14 protein-coding genes are annotated in these 15,175 nt (G+C 40.4%); 5 read left to right on the top strand and 9 right to left on the bottom strand.

Annotated elements, in window-relative coordinates; genetic code table 11:
- Nucleotides 1-6 precede the first annotated feature (6 nt).
- Both KO513_RS12190 and KO513_RS12185 read left to right on the top strand, forming a co-directional pair.
- A complete protein-coding gene (locus KO513_RS12190) occupies nt 7-1,410 on the top strand; it encodes a TolC family protein (RefSeq protein WP_215913594.1) in 1,404 nt (467 codons plus the stop codon).
- A 15-nt stretch (nt 1,411-1,425) separates the two neighbouring features.
- Complete coding sequence (locus KO513_RS12185) at nt 1,426-2,025, top strand: TetR/AcrR family transcriptional regulator (RefSeq protein WP_215913593.1); 600 nt, start codon at nt 1,426-1,428, stop codon at nt 2,023-2,025.
- Here the strand turns inward: KO513_RS12185 and KO513_RS12180 are convergent.
- A complete protein-coding gene (locus tag KO513_RS12180; RefSeq protein ID WP_215913592.1) occupies nt 2,022-2,501 on the bottom strand; it encodes a CYTH domain-containing protein in 480 nt (159 codons plus the stop codon). The genes KO513_RS12185 and KO513_RS12180 overlap by 4 nt on opposite strands.
- The gene (locus KO513_RS12175; protein ID WP_215913591.1) at nt 2,494-3,168 is read right to left on the bottom strand and encodes an NAD(P)H-binding protein; all 675 of its coding nucleotides are present in this window, start codon (nt 3,166-3,168) and stop codon (nt 2,494-2,496) included. Before KO513_RS12175 ends, KO513_RS12180 begins: the two co-directional genes overlap by 8 nt.
- A 28-nt stretch (nt 3,169-3,196) precedes the next feature.
- Here KO513_RS12175 and dinB point away from each other — a divergent pair, with 28 nt between their 5' ends.
- From dinB to KO513_RS12160, 3 genes are all read left to right on the top strand, one after another.
- The gene (gene dinB / locus KO513_RS12170) at nt 3,197-4,297 is read left to right on the top strand and encodes a DNA polymerase IV (protein ID WP_215913590.1); all 1,101 of its coding nucleotides are present in this window, start codon (nt 3,197-3,199) and stop codon (nt 4,295-4,297) included.
- A 226-nt stretch (nt 4,298-4,523) separates the two neighbouring features.
- A complete protein-coding gene (locus KO513_RS12165) occupies nt 4,524-5,345 on the top strand; it encodes an AraC family transcriptional regulator (protein WP_252735779.1) in 822 nt (273 codons plus the stop codon).
- Between the two features lie 75 nt (nt 5,346-5,420).
- The gene (locus KO513_RS12160) at nt 5,421-7,895 is read left to right on the top strand and encodes a TonB-dependent receptor domain-containing protein (protein ID WP_215913589.1); all 2,475 of its coding nucleotides are present in this window, start codon (nt 5,421-5,423) and stop codon (nt 7,893-7,895) included.
- 62 nt (nt 7,896-7,957) lie between these two features.
- Here KO513_RS12160 and arfB read toward each other — a convergent pair whose 3' ends face one another.
- The 7 genes from arfB to KO513_RS12125 form a co-directional block, all read right to left on the bottom strand.
- Entirely contained in the window at nt 7,958-8,362 is a 405-nt protein-coding gene (gene arfB, locus KO513_RS12155) for an alternative ribosome rescue aminoacyl-tRNA hydrolase ArfB (RefSeq protein ID WP_215913588.1), read from the bottom strand.
- Nucleotides 8,363-8,365: 3 nt separating this feature from the next.
- Nucleotides 8,366-9,346, bottom strand: a complete 981-nt coding sequence (locus KO513_RS12150) for an ABC transporter ATP-binding protein (protein WP_215913587.1) — start codon at nt 9,344-9,346, stop codon at nt 8,366-8,368.
- A 77-nt stretch (nt 9,347-9,423) separates the two neighbouring features.
- Nucleotides 9,424-11,556, bottom strand: coding sequence for a prolyl oligopeptidase family serine peptidase (locus KO513_RS12145; RefSeq protein ID WP_215913586.1), 2,133 nt, complete (start codon nt 11,554-11,556; stop codon nt 9,424-9,426).
- Nucleotides 11,557-11,654: 98 nt separating this feature from the next.
- Nucleotides 11,655-12,644, bottom strand: coding sequence for an aspartate-semialdehyde dehydrogenase (locus tag KO513_RS12140; RefSeq protein ID WP_215913585.1), 990 nt, complete (start codon nt 12,642-12,644; stop codon nt 11,655-11,657).
- 206 nt (nt 12,645-12,850) lie between these two features.
- Nucleotides 12,851-13,255, bottom strand: coding sequence for a large conductance mechanosensitive channel protein MscL (mscL, locus tag KO513_RS12135; RefSeq protein ID WP_215913584.1), 405 nt, complete (start codon nt 13,253-13,255; stop codon nt 12,851-12,853).
- A gap of 95 nt (nt 13,256-13,350) precedes the next feature.
- Entirely contained in the window at nt 13,351-14,460 is a 1,110-nt protein-coding gene (alr, locus tag KO513_RS12130; protein ID WP_215913583.1) for an alanine racemase, read from the bottom strand.
- Nucleotides 14,444-15,103, bottom strand: a complete 660-nt coding sequence (locus KO513_RS12125) for a thymidine kinase (RefSeq protein ID WP_215437138.1) — start codon at nt 15,101-15,103, stop codon at nt 14,444-14,446. The genes alr and KO513_RS12125 overlap by 17 nt, the downstream gene beginning before the upstream one ends.
- Nucleotides 15,104-15,175 lie beyond the last annotated feature (72 nt).

The raw sequence follows: 15,175 nt of genomic DNA, 5'->3' as shown, positions 1-15,175 counted from the left end.
GAAATCATGAAGAAATTAGTAATGAATAAATTCTTATTGGTGGCCCTGCTCCCGCTCTTGCTACAATCTTGTTTTGTAGCCAAAAACTATGAGCAACCAGAGGTCCAAACAGAAAACCTATATAGAACGGATAACCTGCCACAGGACAGTGTATCCTTCGCATCGGTTTCTTATAAAGACCTTTTTACGGACCCTTATTTAAAGACTTATATTCAAAAGGGACTTGATAATAATTTGGACATTCGTATAGCCCTGCAGAATATTGCAGCGGCTGAGGCTTACGTAAAACAAGGAAAAGCCGGTTATTTGCCTACATTAAACGGTGCTGCAAGTGCCACTAGAACGGCAAGAACAAGTGAGAACGGACAATTTGGAAGTTTCTTTACGCAACCTTTTAATCAATATGAAACTTCGGGTACGGTTTCTTGGGAGGCCGATATTTGGGGTAAAATTAGAAGCACAAAGCGAGCTAGTGATGCCAGTTACTTGCAGACTGTTGCCGCTCATCAAGCGGTAAAAACAAGTTTAGTGGCGCAGATAGCAACAACGTACTATCAAATGTTGGCGTTGGACGAACAAATTTCCGTTACAGAGGAGACCATTGAAAACCGTGTAAAAAGTTTGGAAACCATTACGGCTCTTAAAGAAGCCGGGCAAACCAATCAAGTGGGTGTGGACCAAACAGCGGCACAACTTTATAGCGCTCAAAGTCAATTGTTAGACCTTAAGAACTCACTATTCAAAACGGAAACAACATTAAGCATTTTATTGGGCGAGCAACCTCAAACATACGAGCGAGGTACACTTGCCGATCAAACTATAACTGGCGATATGTCTTTAGGTGTTCCTGCATTGTTGCTTAGAAATAGGCCGGATATCATGCAAGCCGAATATAGCTTGGTAAATAACTTTGAATTGACCAACGTAGCAAGAAGCAACTTCTACCCGTCCATTACGTTATCGGCACAAGGTGGTTTTCAAAGTTTGGAGTTGGACAATTGGATAGATAGCAGTTCTATCTTTGCCAATCTTATTGGAGGTCTTACCCAACCAATTTTTAACGGAAGAAAAGTAAGAACAGCCTATGAGGTGGCACAAGCGCAACAAGAGCAGGCCTTATTAACCTTTAAAAAGGCTTTGCTTACTGCTGGAAAAGAAGTTTCGGATGCGCTTTACGATTATAACACAGCCGTAGAAAAAGAAGCTTATGTTACCAAGCAAGTGGTTGCTTTAAAACGCGCAGAGACCAATTCAGAAGAATTATTGAACAGTGGTTACTTAACCTATTTAGACCTATTGACCGCCAGGGAGAACTGGCTGAATGCAGAACTAAGCTTGATAAATAACAAGTTTGGTCAGTTATCGGCAACAGTAGACCTGTACCGTTCCCTTGGTGGCGGATGGCATTAATCACTTGTAAGGCACATGATCAACAAAGACCTGTTTTTAGAATTTGCCCTTTCTAAATTTGTCCAGTTCGGTAGTAAACGATTTACTTTGGATGAGCTTGCGAATGAAATGGGTATGTCAAAAAAAACGATATACGAGAATTTCGCCAGCAAAGAAGTTATAATCCAAGAAAGTCTTGATCTATTTCTGAACAAGACCAGGTCTAAAATGGATCAATGTGTCAAAAGAGAAAAATCCAATCCTATTTTGGCTGTAATAGCAGTGTACAAAATAGGACTGGATTCTCTTAAAAATTTTAGTCCGGCTTTTTTATATGGATTACGAAAATATTATCCTAAGGTTGATAGCTATTTCAATCACTTTAGGGCAAACTATATTCACACTACAGTACGTGATCTTCTATTGCGAGCACAAGAACTGGGTCATATTAAAAAAGACATCAATGTAAATGCAATTTGTCTTCTTTACTTAGAGCGGTTGCCCCTCCTGATTTTTACGGAAGAGAATTTGTTTGAAAAGTTTTCGGTCGAAGAAATTCTAAAAACCTTTATAGTCCACAACATAAGGGGAATAGCCACCCTAAGTTACTTGGAAAAGAACGACCACCTACTCTAATCCTTTACCTCCCAATCTTTAAAAGGGTGTTTACTCAACTGGGAATTATAATATTTGGTAACACCGGAGACCTCTTCACCCAACCATTCCGGCGTTTCAAAGTTTTCATTTTCTGAGGATAGTTCTACCTCTGCTACCGTAAGTCCTTCATTATCCCCAAAGAACTCATCTACTTCAAAGGTATGTGTCCCAATTTTTACTTCATACCTAATTTTATCTATGCAACCGGGTTCGGCCAGTTTTAATAGGGCTTCGGCCTCAACAACCTCAATTTCTTTTTCCCATTCAAAGCGGGAAACACCTGTATCGTTGCCCTTTCCCTTAACGGTTAAAAAACCTTCATCTCCCTTGATCCGCACCCGTACGGTACGCTCGGGGTCCGTGTTCAAAAACCCTTGAACAATTCGTTTTTTAGATATAGCCTGACTTTGGTACGCCGTAGACGTAACCAAAAATTTACGCTCAATTTCAATCACTTTCTGTTGCTATTTTTTTAATCTTGTCAGATTCTATTATACGTTCCTCATATCCTGAATTTGCCACAGTCAACATAGCTTCCGCAATAGCTTCCGGCTTAATGGAGCGGTATTTCTCCAACGGACCCGCCAAAACAAGATTCACTACTTTCATAAGCTGCTTGAACAAAAATTCTCCCATTCGCTTTTCTTCTCGTTTGCCACCAATTAAGGAAGGTCTAAAGATATAAGTGTTCATAATTCCTTGGGCTAAAACAGCATCTTCCATTTCACCCTTTACCCGATTATAAAAAACACTGCTTTTTGCATTCGCCCCCATTGCGGAAACTACTAAAAAAGTGAGGATTCCATTGGAACGGCAAAGTTTTACGGCGGTTGTAGGAATTCCGTAATCAATATCCTTATACACCGTTTTATTGGGTGTCTTGGATTTGGTAGTACCGATGCAGCAGAAAACCTCGTCTCCGGTAAAATGCGATTTAAACTGCTTCAGCTGCATTAAATCGCCCAAGTGCTCTTCCAATTTATCATGGGAAACGCCCACGGTGGAACGGGAAAACAGTTTTACCTTTTCGTAACGGTCATCTGCTAATAAAAGCTGAAGCAAAATGCCTCCGGTAAGACCGGTTGCCCCTAGTACTATTGCTGTTTTTCTTTGTGTTTCCATCCAACTAAATATAACTTAATTTTGCAGTATGCCAAACGATTTTCCATTGCGAAAAATTATTCATGTAGACATGGATGCCTTTTATGCATCCGTGGAGCAATTGGACAATCCAGACCTACGCGGGAAGCCCATTGCCGTTGGCGGTAGCTCTAAAAGGGGCGTGGTTGCAGCTGCTAGCTATGAAGCCAGAAAATTTGGGGTTCGTAGTGCCATGAGCAGTGTAGTGGCCCAGCGTAATTGCCCTGAACTTATATTTGTAAAGGCCCGTTTTGATAGGTACAAAGAAATATCAAAAATAATACGTGGCATTTTTCATGAGTATACAGACCTGGTAGAACCGCTTTCCTTGGATGAAGCCTATCTTGATGTTACAGTGAACAAAAAAGGAAATCCGTCGGCAACAATGATGGCCAAGGAAATCCGGCAACGAATTTTTGAGACTACCGGCCTCAATGCTTCCGCAGGAATTTCCATCAATAAATTCATTGCCAAGGTTGCCAGTGATATTAATAAACCCAACGGACAAAAAACGGTTAACCCAGAAGAAGTATTGGAGTTTTTGGAAGAACTGGAAATCCGAAAATTCTATGGTGTAGGAAAGGTTACGGCCGAAAAAATGTATAAACTGGGCATTTTTACCGGTAAAGACCTAAAACAAAAGCCAATAGAATTTTTAGAAGACAATTTTGGAAAAAGCGGAAGTTACTATTACAATGTGGTGCGTGGTATTCATACAAGCGAGGTTAAACCCCACCGTATTCCAAAATCTGTTGGTGCGGAGCGTACTTTTAACGAAAACCTAAGTAGTGAAGTGTTCATGCTTGAACGTTTGGAGCATATTGCAGAAGAACTGGAAAAACGCTTAAAGAAGGCCAACATTGCGGGAAAGACCGTGACCTTAAAAATCAAATACAGCGATTTTACATTAAACACGCGAAGCAAGACCCTCAACTATTTTATTTCCGCCAAGAGCCTTATCCTAGAAACGGCAAAAGAACTTTTATATCAGGAGAAATTACAAAATTCCGTACGACTGCTGGGTATTTCTCTAGCCAACCTCAACACAGAAAAAGAAAAAAAGAATTCTGAAAAGGAGTCCGTGTCCGTACAACTTAAATTTGAATTTTAAGAAACATACCTTTTAGGGCTAAATATTTTAACATTATTTTAAATATTTACACCAAAGTGCTACAAATTAAACACTTTGTGTTAGAATTTACGATCATCCCAAGGCAGTGAATACCTGTTCTATCTGTTATCTTTATACTTAGCTTGAACAACAAGACCTGTACTCCTGATCTTTGTGTAGATTACACAGATCATGAGCAAAAACGTCTTGTTAAAAATAAGTCCATTTGATACGTACCAAAATTAAAACCTATACCAAAATCTCTGCTTTGGCAGATATTAAGATCGAGCCCTTTGATGTTAATAAGCGCTACACCAAACCGCACCGCCACAACAAGTATATGGAGTTGGTTTACTTTAGTGCAGGTAGTGGAATGCATTATATGGACGAGACCGGGTACACCATAGAGCCGCCAGTAATATTTATCATTAAAAAAGATGAAGTACACCACTGGGAAATAGATACCGTTCCTGAAGGCTTCGTAATTATTATTAAGGAAGGGTTTTTAGAGAAGACCTTGGACAAGCATATTAACCTACAACTAAAACAGCTGGGTAACAAAAGGGTAATCAACCCATCTTATGATGCCAGTATTCAATCACTTTTTGAAATCGCATCCAAAGAAATCAAGGAAAATTGTGCCAGCAGGGATATTCTGGTAGAAGGGGTTCTCAAAGCTTTATTCTCTAAAATATTGACGTATGTAGAACTAGATGAAACCGTATCTACCAACAATCTGGAAGAACGTTTTGATGAGTTGCTGCAAACCAAACTTAAAAACGATGTGGCCTACTATGCCCAGAAGCTGAACACCACGGCACAAAACCTAAATGCCCTCTGCAAAAGAAAGCATGAGAAGACCGCTTCTGCCGTAATTGCAGACCATATTTTAAAAGAAACCAAGCGCTTGTTGCTTTACACCGATCTCTCAGTTACTGAAATTGCCTATGCGTTTGACTTTACGGATGTTTCCCACTTTGTAAAATACTTTAAACGACATGATGGACAAACACCGCTACAGTTTAAAAAAGTAGCGATCGTACCTTAACTTTTTCAAACAGACCATAATTCAATAGGGGTTAAGCTTAATTTCGACACCTAATTAATACCAAACCTATTGAACATGAAGTCTTTTCATCTATTTGTATTTCTGATCACTATAATTCCCCTTTCGGTATCGGCGCAAATAACCGGTAAAATTACGGACGGAGATAATGAGTATCCGTTAGAATACGCCACCGCTGCCGTCTTTAATCAGGATAACGGAGAATTGGTTACCGGAGTCATTACGGACCTAAACGGTTTCTTTTCTATAGACAATATTAAAAACGGAACTTACTACCTAGAAGCTTCTTTTATTGGTTTTGAAACCAAGACCATAAAGGATATTACCGTACAGAACCGAAAAGGTGTTGACCTAGGAACCATAACCTTAAGTATTGGTGGCACCCAACTTGAAGAAGTGGTAGTTAAAGGCGAACGAGCAACCGTTATCAACAAAATAGACCGACAGGTTTTTGATACCAAAAAGTTCCAGAACAGCCTTGGAGGAAGTGCCACGGATGTGGTTAGGAATATCCCCTCGGTAAGTGTGGACGGACAGGGTGAAATAAGTGTTCGTGGGAGTACCGGATTTGTAGTATTGCTCAACGGAAACCCCGTGCAAGGAAATGCTTCCAATTTATTGAACCAACTTCCGGCCAATGCCATTGAGCGGGTTGAAGTAATTACCGCCCCCTCGGCCAAATATGACCCTGAAGGTAAAGCGGGTATTATGAACATCATCACCAAAAAAGGTGCCGCGGACGGCACTTTTGCCCAGATCAATATTAAAGGTGGTCTCCCCTCTATTGAAACGTATGGCAATGATAAGGTACACCAACGTTACGGCGCAGATGCCACGTATAACATTCGTAAAGGCGATTGGAATATCTCTATGGGTGCCAGCTACCAACGTAACGATCTTGGCGGTAGACGTGAAGGTGATGTTTTTACCATCATAAATGACACCCTTACCCAATTTCCTTCTAGTGGAGAGCGCAGTTTTGACGAAATTAATTACAGTGGAAGGTTTACCGTAGACTATGCGCCAGATGATAAAAACACCTATTCACTAGGTTTTTACGGGGGGAAAAGAAAAAAGGATCGTCTAGCCGATATCGTATATTTTGACAACCACGGGATTACGCCTGCTGCTGGGGGAGAACGTTTTTATACCTTTCAGTATTATAACCACAACCTTAGAACCCGAAAAAGTGATTTTGTGTTGGGAAGCTTTGACTATTCCCATATTTTTGAAAATACTTCAAAATTATCTACTTCCTTTTTATACGAATACACCCTGTTAGGAGGACCTACCGAAAGTGACAACTTGGGCCAACCCGATAGGAACATTATATACCAACAGGAATACAACACCAATGACAACCCGCTTAACGGTATTCGTCTATCATTAGACTATGCCTGGAAACCATTTACCATTGGCCAACTAGAAACCGGTTACCAATACCGAAACTTGGACCATACAGGTGATTTCGTATACGAAAGAAAGGATGATACTACTGGTGGCGTTTTTGAGCTAGTTCCCGAATTTTCCAGCGAAGTTGACCTTCAAAGGAGCATCCATTCCGGTTATGCGCAATTAACAGGTGCCAAGGATAAATGGGAGTATGCTGCAGGTGTGCGTATTGAGGCCATGGATCGCGAACTTGATCTTCGCGACAAACAAGGTCTTATTGACACTACCTATACCTATGATTATGTAAAACCGTTTCCATCAGCATCGGTTCAATATACATTTGAGAACCATCTAAAATTGAAGGCCGCTTATAGCAAAAGGGTAGAACGCACCGCCACTTTTAAAATGAACCCTTTTCCGGAACGTGAGCACTCAGAAACCTTGGAACAGGGAGACCCCACCCTAAAACCGGAATTTATAGACCTATTGGAAGTGGGTATCAGCAAAAACTTTGAGGGCGGAAATTCGGTCTTCGCCACGGCCTATTACCGCGACACCAAAAATTTGGTGAACAGAGTAAATACCATCTATAACGACACCATCCTAAACCGCATCTACTCAAACGTGGGAAAGGCAAAGTCTCTTGGACTTGAATTGGGCACGCAGCTAAAACCTACCAAAAACTGGTCTAACTTTATTGGAGCCAACCTTTACAATTATACCATTGATGGCGAATATGATGGTAGAAATATAGACAGCAGTTCTTTTGTGTACTCCATAAACGCAAACAGCACCTATAACTTTACGGAAACCGCTTCGTTGCAATTCACCTTTAATTACCTCTCCGAACGGATTACGGCACAGGGCGAAGATTCCCGTTTTTATTCGCCCAACCTAACCTTTAAAAAGTCGTTCTTAAATGACCGATTGACGGCTACGCTACAATGGCAAAATATAGATTTGGGACTATTGGATACGAACGAACAACGTATTACCACTTATCGTGAAGGTGAGTTCTTTACCACCACAAACTATGTATATGAAGTAGATATGGTACTGCTTAACCTATCCTACAATTTCAATAAGAACAAGAATAAATCCAAATTCATTGACAGTGAATTTGGTAAGCAAGAGTTTTAATTATAGTTGATGTTTAGTTGAGTAGTGGGTTTTAAATTCCACAGAAAAAGCCCCAATGAGTTTTAATCCATTTGGGGCTTTCCTCTATTTGTCTTCTTTTGGGCGTTCTTCTTTTTATGCTTCAACCGTTTTTCAATGGAAGATCGTGACGGCTTTGTTTTCCGCCGTTTTTTCTTAACTTTTAAAGCGTCTTCAATCAGGGTTAAAAAACGGGTAATGGCCAATTCTTTGTTTCTATGCTGACTACGGGTTTCATCGCATTGCATTTGCAACACCCCTTCTTTAGTGAGCCTATGACCTATTTTCTTATAAAGGCGTTCTTTCTCAATAGCGGTAAGACCGTTAGATTCCTCAACCGAAAAACTAAGGTCTATTTTAGTAGACACCTTGTTTACATGCTGCCCTCCGGCACCACTGCTTCTTACAGCTTTGAAAGTTAATTCTTGAATCAGTTGGGCCTTGTTCATAGTTTAAGAATCGGCCATGCGCTGGTTTATGGTTTCCAAAGAAATATTCAGAAAAATTACTTTTCCCACCTCTAAAGGCTTGTCATGGTTAAAATAGATATCCTCACCTTCATAAATCCCCACGATCATATAATGACCTCCCATGTAATAAGCTCCTTTTACCACACATTCTAAACCGGATTTACCGGAAACCTTAAATTCATGGGCATATACAATAATGCGCCTTTTGGTATCCGCATAGGATTTTACAATGTTTATGGGAATTTTATTGGCTTCGCCGAACAAGGAGGCTACATACAGGTCCTTAGGGTGCTCATATAGGTTTTTAGGACTGTCCTTAGCCACAATGAACCTATCTTTGAGCACAACCACCCTATCCGCGAACGGAAGCATATCCATATGGTCATGCGTAGCGGTAAGTACAGTTATTTTTTGACGTCTTAAATAGCCAAAAAGGTTACGCCTTAAACTGTTCTTCCTAAAATTATCAATATTACTAAACGGCTCGTCCAACAACAGTACTTTAGGCTCTTGGGCCAAAACTCTAGCCAGTGCCACGCGCTGCTGTTGACCACGACTTAATAGTTTTACCTTGGTTTGGGCAAACTTGGTCATTTCAATCATTTCCAAAAGCTCAAACGTACGATCTTGAAGCTCCTCAGGTTCAAAAACAGATAAGAACTGACTAATGTTTTCCTCTACCGTAGTGAAAGGCATCAAATCAAAATCCTGTGATAAATACTTCATGTACGGTTCGCCCGGCACAAGATTATGCTGTGGGCCTAAAACTTGGGTTTCGTTCCAATACACCTCTCCCACTTCAATATGAAGCAATCCGTAAATGATTTTTAAGAGGGTACTTTTTCCACAACCGCTCTCTCCTATAATGGAAACATGTTCGCCTTTGGCCACCTTTAGGTTGATATTTTCCAAAACGGAAGTACCATCGTCATAACTAAAGGAAACATGATCTACTTGTAACATACATTCGTGTTCTGTATACCTAGGCACTCTTTTGTCAAGAAAAGTCCAAACGGTATTTAATTCTTGAAATAGGCAATTTATTTATACGGAAGTGCCTCAAAACCCATATTATACAGGGTAAATGCAAAAATATCGGCATATTGCTCAATAGTTTTACTTACCGGTGTACCTGCTCCGTGACCGGCATTGGTCTCTATACGAATTAAGGTAGGGTTTTTTCCCGATTGTTTGGCTTGTAGTTCCGCAGCAAATTTAAAACTATGCGCCGGAACTACACGATCATCATGGTCTCCGGTAGTAACCAATGTGGCAGGATAATCTACTCCCTTTTTAATAGTATGAACGGGGGAATATCCTTTTAAGTATTCAAACATTTCCTTACTCTCCTCAGACGTGCCGTAATCATACGCCCAGCCAGCACCAGCAGTAAACGTATGGTACCTTAACATATCCAAAACCCCAACAGCAGGCAAAGCTACTTTCATAAGATCTGGTCTTTGGGTCATGGTAGCACCTACTAAAAGTCCGCCGTTGCTTCCACCGCGAACGGCCAGATAGTCCGAAGAAGTATACTTATTTTTAATCAAATACTCTCCTGCAGCAATAAAGTCATCAAAAACATTCTGTTTGTTCATTTTCGTACCCGCGTCGTGCCATTTTTTCCCATATTCGCCACCACCCCTTAAATTAGGTACCGCATATATGCCTCCCTGCTCCAACCAAACTGCATTGGCAATACTAAAAGCAGGTGTTAGGCTGATGTTAAAACCACCGTAACCATATAAAATGGTTGGGTTCTTACCATTCAACTTCAATCCCTTTTTATGGGTAATGATCATAGGAACCTTAGTACCATCCTTAGAGGAATAAAACACCTGGTTGGATTCATAATCCTCTGAATTAAAATCTATGTCCGGCGTCCAATAAGAAGTATATTCACCCGTTTCTACATTGTACTTAAAGGATGAACCAGGAATAATATAGTTGGTAAAGGAAAAGTAAAACTCCTTGTTTTCTTTCTTACCACCAAATCCCGAAGCACTACCAACCCCGGGTAACTTCACTTCACGGATTAATTTGCCATCGTAATCATATTGAAAGACTTTACTAATAGCATCTACCATATATTCCGCAAAGAAATAACTACCGCCCGTACCAGCAGTCAGTACATTTTCGGTTTCCGGGATAAAATCAACCCAATTCTCTTCTCCTGGATTTTCAGCATCTACCGTAACAATTCTCTTGTTGGGTGCATTTCTATTGGTAACGATATATAGTTTTGACCCTTCATTTTCAATAACATAATTATCCGAGTCCGTATCCTCAACTATGGGCACTAATGGACTATTTTCCTGTGAAAGGTCCTTAATGAACAACTTGTTACCCGACGTTGAAACGGCAGCGGAAATTAACAGATATCGCTCATCTTCGGATACTGAGGCCCCTATATACCTATGCTTCTCGGCTTCCGTGCCTCCATATACCAATTGGTCTTCTTTTTGAGAAGTCCCTATTTTATGGTAATAAACTTTGTGCTGATCTGTCTTTGCAGAAAGTTCGCTTCCTTCCGGCTTATCATAACTAGAGTAGTAGAACCCCTCATTTCCTTTCCATGAAATTCCGCTGAACTTAATATCCGTAAGAGTATCTTCAACTACTTCCATGGTCTGGGCATTAATGACAATGGCCTTTCTCCAATCGCTCCCACCTTCCGAAATTAAATAGGCCGCAAGCGAACCGTCTTTTGTAAAGCTTAGACCAGCTAAAGATGTAGTTCCGTCTTCAGAAAAGGTATTCGGGTCCAAGAAAACTTCTTCCTTACCCTCCCCTTGTTTTCTGTATAGAACATACTGGTTCTGCAAACCATTATTTTTATAGAAATAAGTATAATTCCCTTCCTTAAAAGGAGAACCTAATTTCTCATAGTTCCAAAGCTTCTCCAACCTTTGTTTCAATGCTTCCCGAAACGGAATTTTTTTCAAATAATTAAAAGTAACCTCATTTTGGGCTTTTACCCAAGCACCGGTCTCATCACTCATATCATCTTCCAACCAACGGTAAGGGTCAGCTACGGGAGTACCAAAATAAGTGTCTACAGTTTCCGATTTACGGGTCTTTGGATATTTCACCATATGATTCTCGTTTTTAGGGAATGTTTGGCCGGCCAAAGTAGCCGAAGCCAAAGAAAAAAGTACTACGAATTTCTGCATGATTTGACTATTGAAATTCGTTAAAAGTACCATAAAAAAACCTATGCCGGCATTGCACAGCATAGGTTTTAACTAAAAATTTAGAAAGTATATATGTTTTATACCAAACGGTTTTCTAACAAATACTCAGCAATTTGCACCGCATTTGTTGCAGCACCCTTACGCAAGTTATCAGCAACAATCCACATATTTAATGTATTGCGTTGCGACTCATCCCTACGGATACGGCCAACAAAAACTTCATCCTTATCATGCGCATAAATAGGCATAGGATAGGTGTTGGTGTCAGGATTATCCTGTACGGTAACACCAGGAGTATCATTTAACAGTTTACGAACATCGTTCAAATCAAAGTCGTTTTCAAACTCAACGTTTACTGATTCCGAATGTCCTCCAGCAGTAGGAATACGAACGGCCGTAGCACTGATAGAGAAACTATGGTCATCCAATATTTTTTGTGGCTCACGGGCCAACTTCATTTCTTCTTTGGTATACCCGTTTTCCAAGAAAACATCACAATGAGGCAATGCATTTCTGTTGATAGGATAAGGATAGGCCATTTCGCCTTGAACTCCCGTCATTTCGTTCTCTAACTGACGTACGGCTTTAACACCTGTTCCTGATACCGATTGGTATGTTGAAATGACCACACGCTTCATTTTGTATTTCTTGTGCAAAGGAGACAAAGCCATAACCAACTGAATAGTAGAACAGTTAGGGTTAGCAATAATCTTGTCTTCTTTAGTCAATTCACCCGCATTGATTTCAGGAACCACCAATTTCTTGGTCGGGTCCATTCTCCAAGCCGAGGAATTATCCACAACTGTAGTACCGGCCTCAGCAAATTTAGGAGCCCATTCCAAAGAGGTATCTCCTCCTGCTGAAAATATGGCAATGTCCGGCTTTGCCGCTACGGCATCCGCCAAACCAATTATGGTATATTCTTTATCTTTATAAGAGAGTTTTTTTCCTACAGAGCGCTCAGAAGCGACCAATAGCAATTCCGTAATTGGAAAATTACGTTCGCTCAACACCTTGAGCATCACCTCGCCAACCATACCAGTGGCACCTACAACGGCTACTTTCATCTTTAATTAATTTTAGAAGCACAAATGTAGTGCAACCCTATTGACCTCACAAGCATTTTAAATCCGTATCAACATTATTTAACAAATTGTTTTAAATGTAACAATCATGCAAAAAAGAACCGCCAAAGAAGTTGCGAGCTTCAATGACGGTTTTAATGTTAAACTGCAGTGCAGCGGTGGTCTACCCAAATGGGCAACCTATATTCTTATTGCTTTTTAAGCAAATCTCTGATTTCTCCTAATAAATCTTCTTGAGAAGGACCTGTTGGAGCTGGTTCTGGAGCAGGACCTTTTGCCTTGGCATAAGCCTTAACGATCATAAACATTACAAAACCTACGATCAATAAGTTTACAATGGTATTGATCCAAGCACCGTAACGAATAGCGTTTTCAGCAACGTAACCTGCTTCTCCTTCTACACCTGATGCAGGAGTAAGTACATGCTTTAAGTTAGCGAAATCTACACCACCTGTAAATTCACCAACAACTGGCATAACAATGTCATTTACAAATCCGTTTACTACTAGACCTACGGCTCCGGCCATTATAACTGCAACGGCAAATTCAATAACGTTGCCCGTCATAATAAAATTCTTAAATTCCTTTAACATGATTTAGTGTTTTTAATGGTTAATTAATTTATAGCGCAATTCAATGCACTGCAAATTAACAAAAAAAGCTTACTCTAAAATAATGCTTGTAAATATTAATTATCCACAATGATTCGCGTAACACGCTGCGAAATGCCAGTAAGTATTTCGTATGAGATTGTTTTGGCACCACTTGCAAACTGTTCAGCAGTTGGGTTTGCACCAAAAACAACCACCTCATCACCCTCATTACAATCTATTCCGGTTACGTTTACCATTATCATATCCATACACACGTTGCCAACAATGGGTGCTTTTTTTCCATTGATGGTTACATAAGCTTTTCCATTGCCGTATTGTCTTCCTATACCGTCTGCATGACCTACTGGCAAAGTAGCAATAATAACAGCTTCATCTGCTTTGTATGCCCGGTTGTAACCAATACTCTGTCCTTTTTCTATTGTATGAATTTGAGATATAACCGTTTTTAACGTGGCCACCGGTTTAAGTTGTTTGTCTATAGCCGCTTCGTTTCCAAATCCATAAAGGCCAATGCCACTGCGTACCATATCAAATTGTGCACTGGCATAATTTATAATGCCCGAAGTATTCAACAAATGCAACATGGGTACTTTTCCTAGTTTAGGAATAAGCATATTGGTAATATTTCTGAAGGTTGTAATTTGGTTTTCCGTAAACTCCCGCTCGCTCGAATCCTCGGATGCCGCCAAATGTGAAAATACCGAGACCACCTCAACTTCATCTTGGTCGCTCAATACATCACATAACTCATTAATCTGATGCTCCGTAAAACCAAGTCTATTGAGTCCGGTATTAAACTTTAGGTGAATAGGATATTGCTTTAACCCCTCGCTTTTGGCAACCTCTAGAAAATTGGCCAATATTTTAGGAGAATATATATTGGGTTCCAAGTTATAAGCAATCAGGTTATCAAAACTAACAGGTAACGGGTGCAATACCAGTATAGGAATCTTTATTCCGGCTTCACGTAAAGCCACACCCTCGTTAACATAGGCCACAGCAAGATAATCTGCCCCAATGGTTTCTAATTTTCGGGCAATGGCCACAGAATCGCTTCCGTACGCAAATGCCTTTACGACACCTAAAAACTTTGTGTTGGAATCTATTTTAGATTTTAAAAACCTGTAGTTGTGCTCTAAAGCCAAAAGGTCTATCTCCAGAACGGTCTCACCTGCTTTCGCCATCGGCTTTCTTATCGTTATCGTTGCTTTTTATCTCTTCGCTCTTCACCTCTAAATGCTTGACTTTCTCCTTTAATCTCGCCTTGTAATAGGCCGCACGGCTCAAAGGCTCATACTCTTCCGTTTCACCTAATAAAACCAAGTTGTCATTGCTGGATTTTCTATAGCTGTAGTTGGCCAGATTACCCGTACGCGTGCATATAGCATGTACTTTGGTTACATATTCTGCGGTAGCCATTAACGCGGGCATTGGCCCAAAAGGATTGCCTTTAAAATCCATATCTAGACCGGCAACCACCACACGCACCCCCTTGTTTGCCAAATCATTACAGACCGTAACAATTTCATCATCAAAAAATTGGGCCTCGTCAATACCTATTACATCGCAGGTATCGCCTAGAATCCGAATATTGGCCGCTGCAGGTACAGGTGTGGAGCGAATTTCGTTCGCATCATGAGAAACAACCATGTTCTCGTCATAACGAACATCTACCATCGGCTTAAAAATTTCAACCTTTTGCTTGGCGAACTGAGCCCGTTTTAATCTTCGGATCAGCTCTTCGGTCTTACCCGAGAACATTGAACCGCAGATGACCTCTATCCACCCGAATTGTTCTTTGTGATTAACAGTATTTTCGAGAAACATTTTGTATTTTTAGACGAAAATATGGGGATTTTCGTTCTTAATATTATAGAACTTTAGTTGAGCCGTTATTTT

It is taken from the genome of Zobellia sp. B3R18 (assembly GCF_018860715.1).
GTDB classification, from domain to species: Bacteria; Bacteroidota; Bacteroidia; order Flavobacteriales; family Flavobacteriaceae; genus Zobellia; species Zobellia russellii.
The sequence above is the reverse complement of the archived record's forward strand: the minus strand, read 5'-3'. Positions and strand labels throughout refer to the sequence as shown.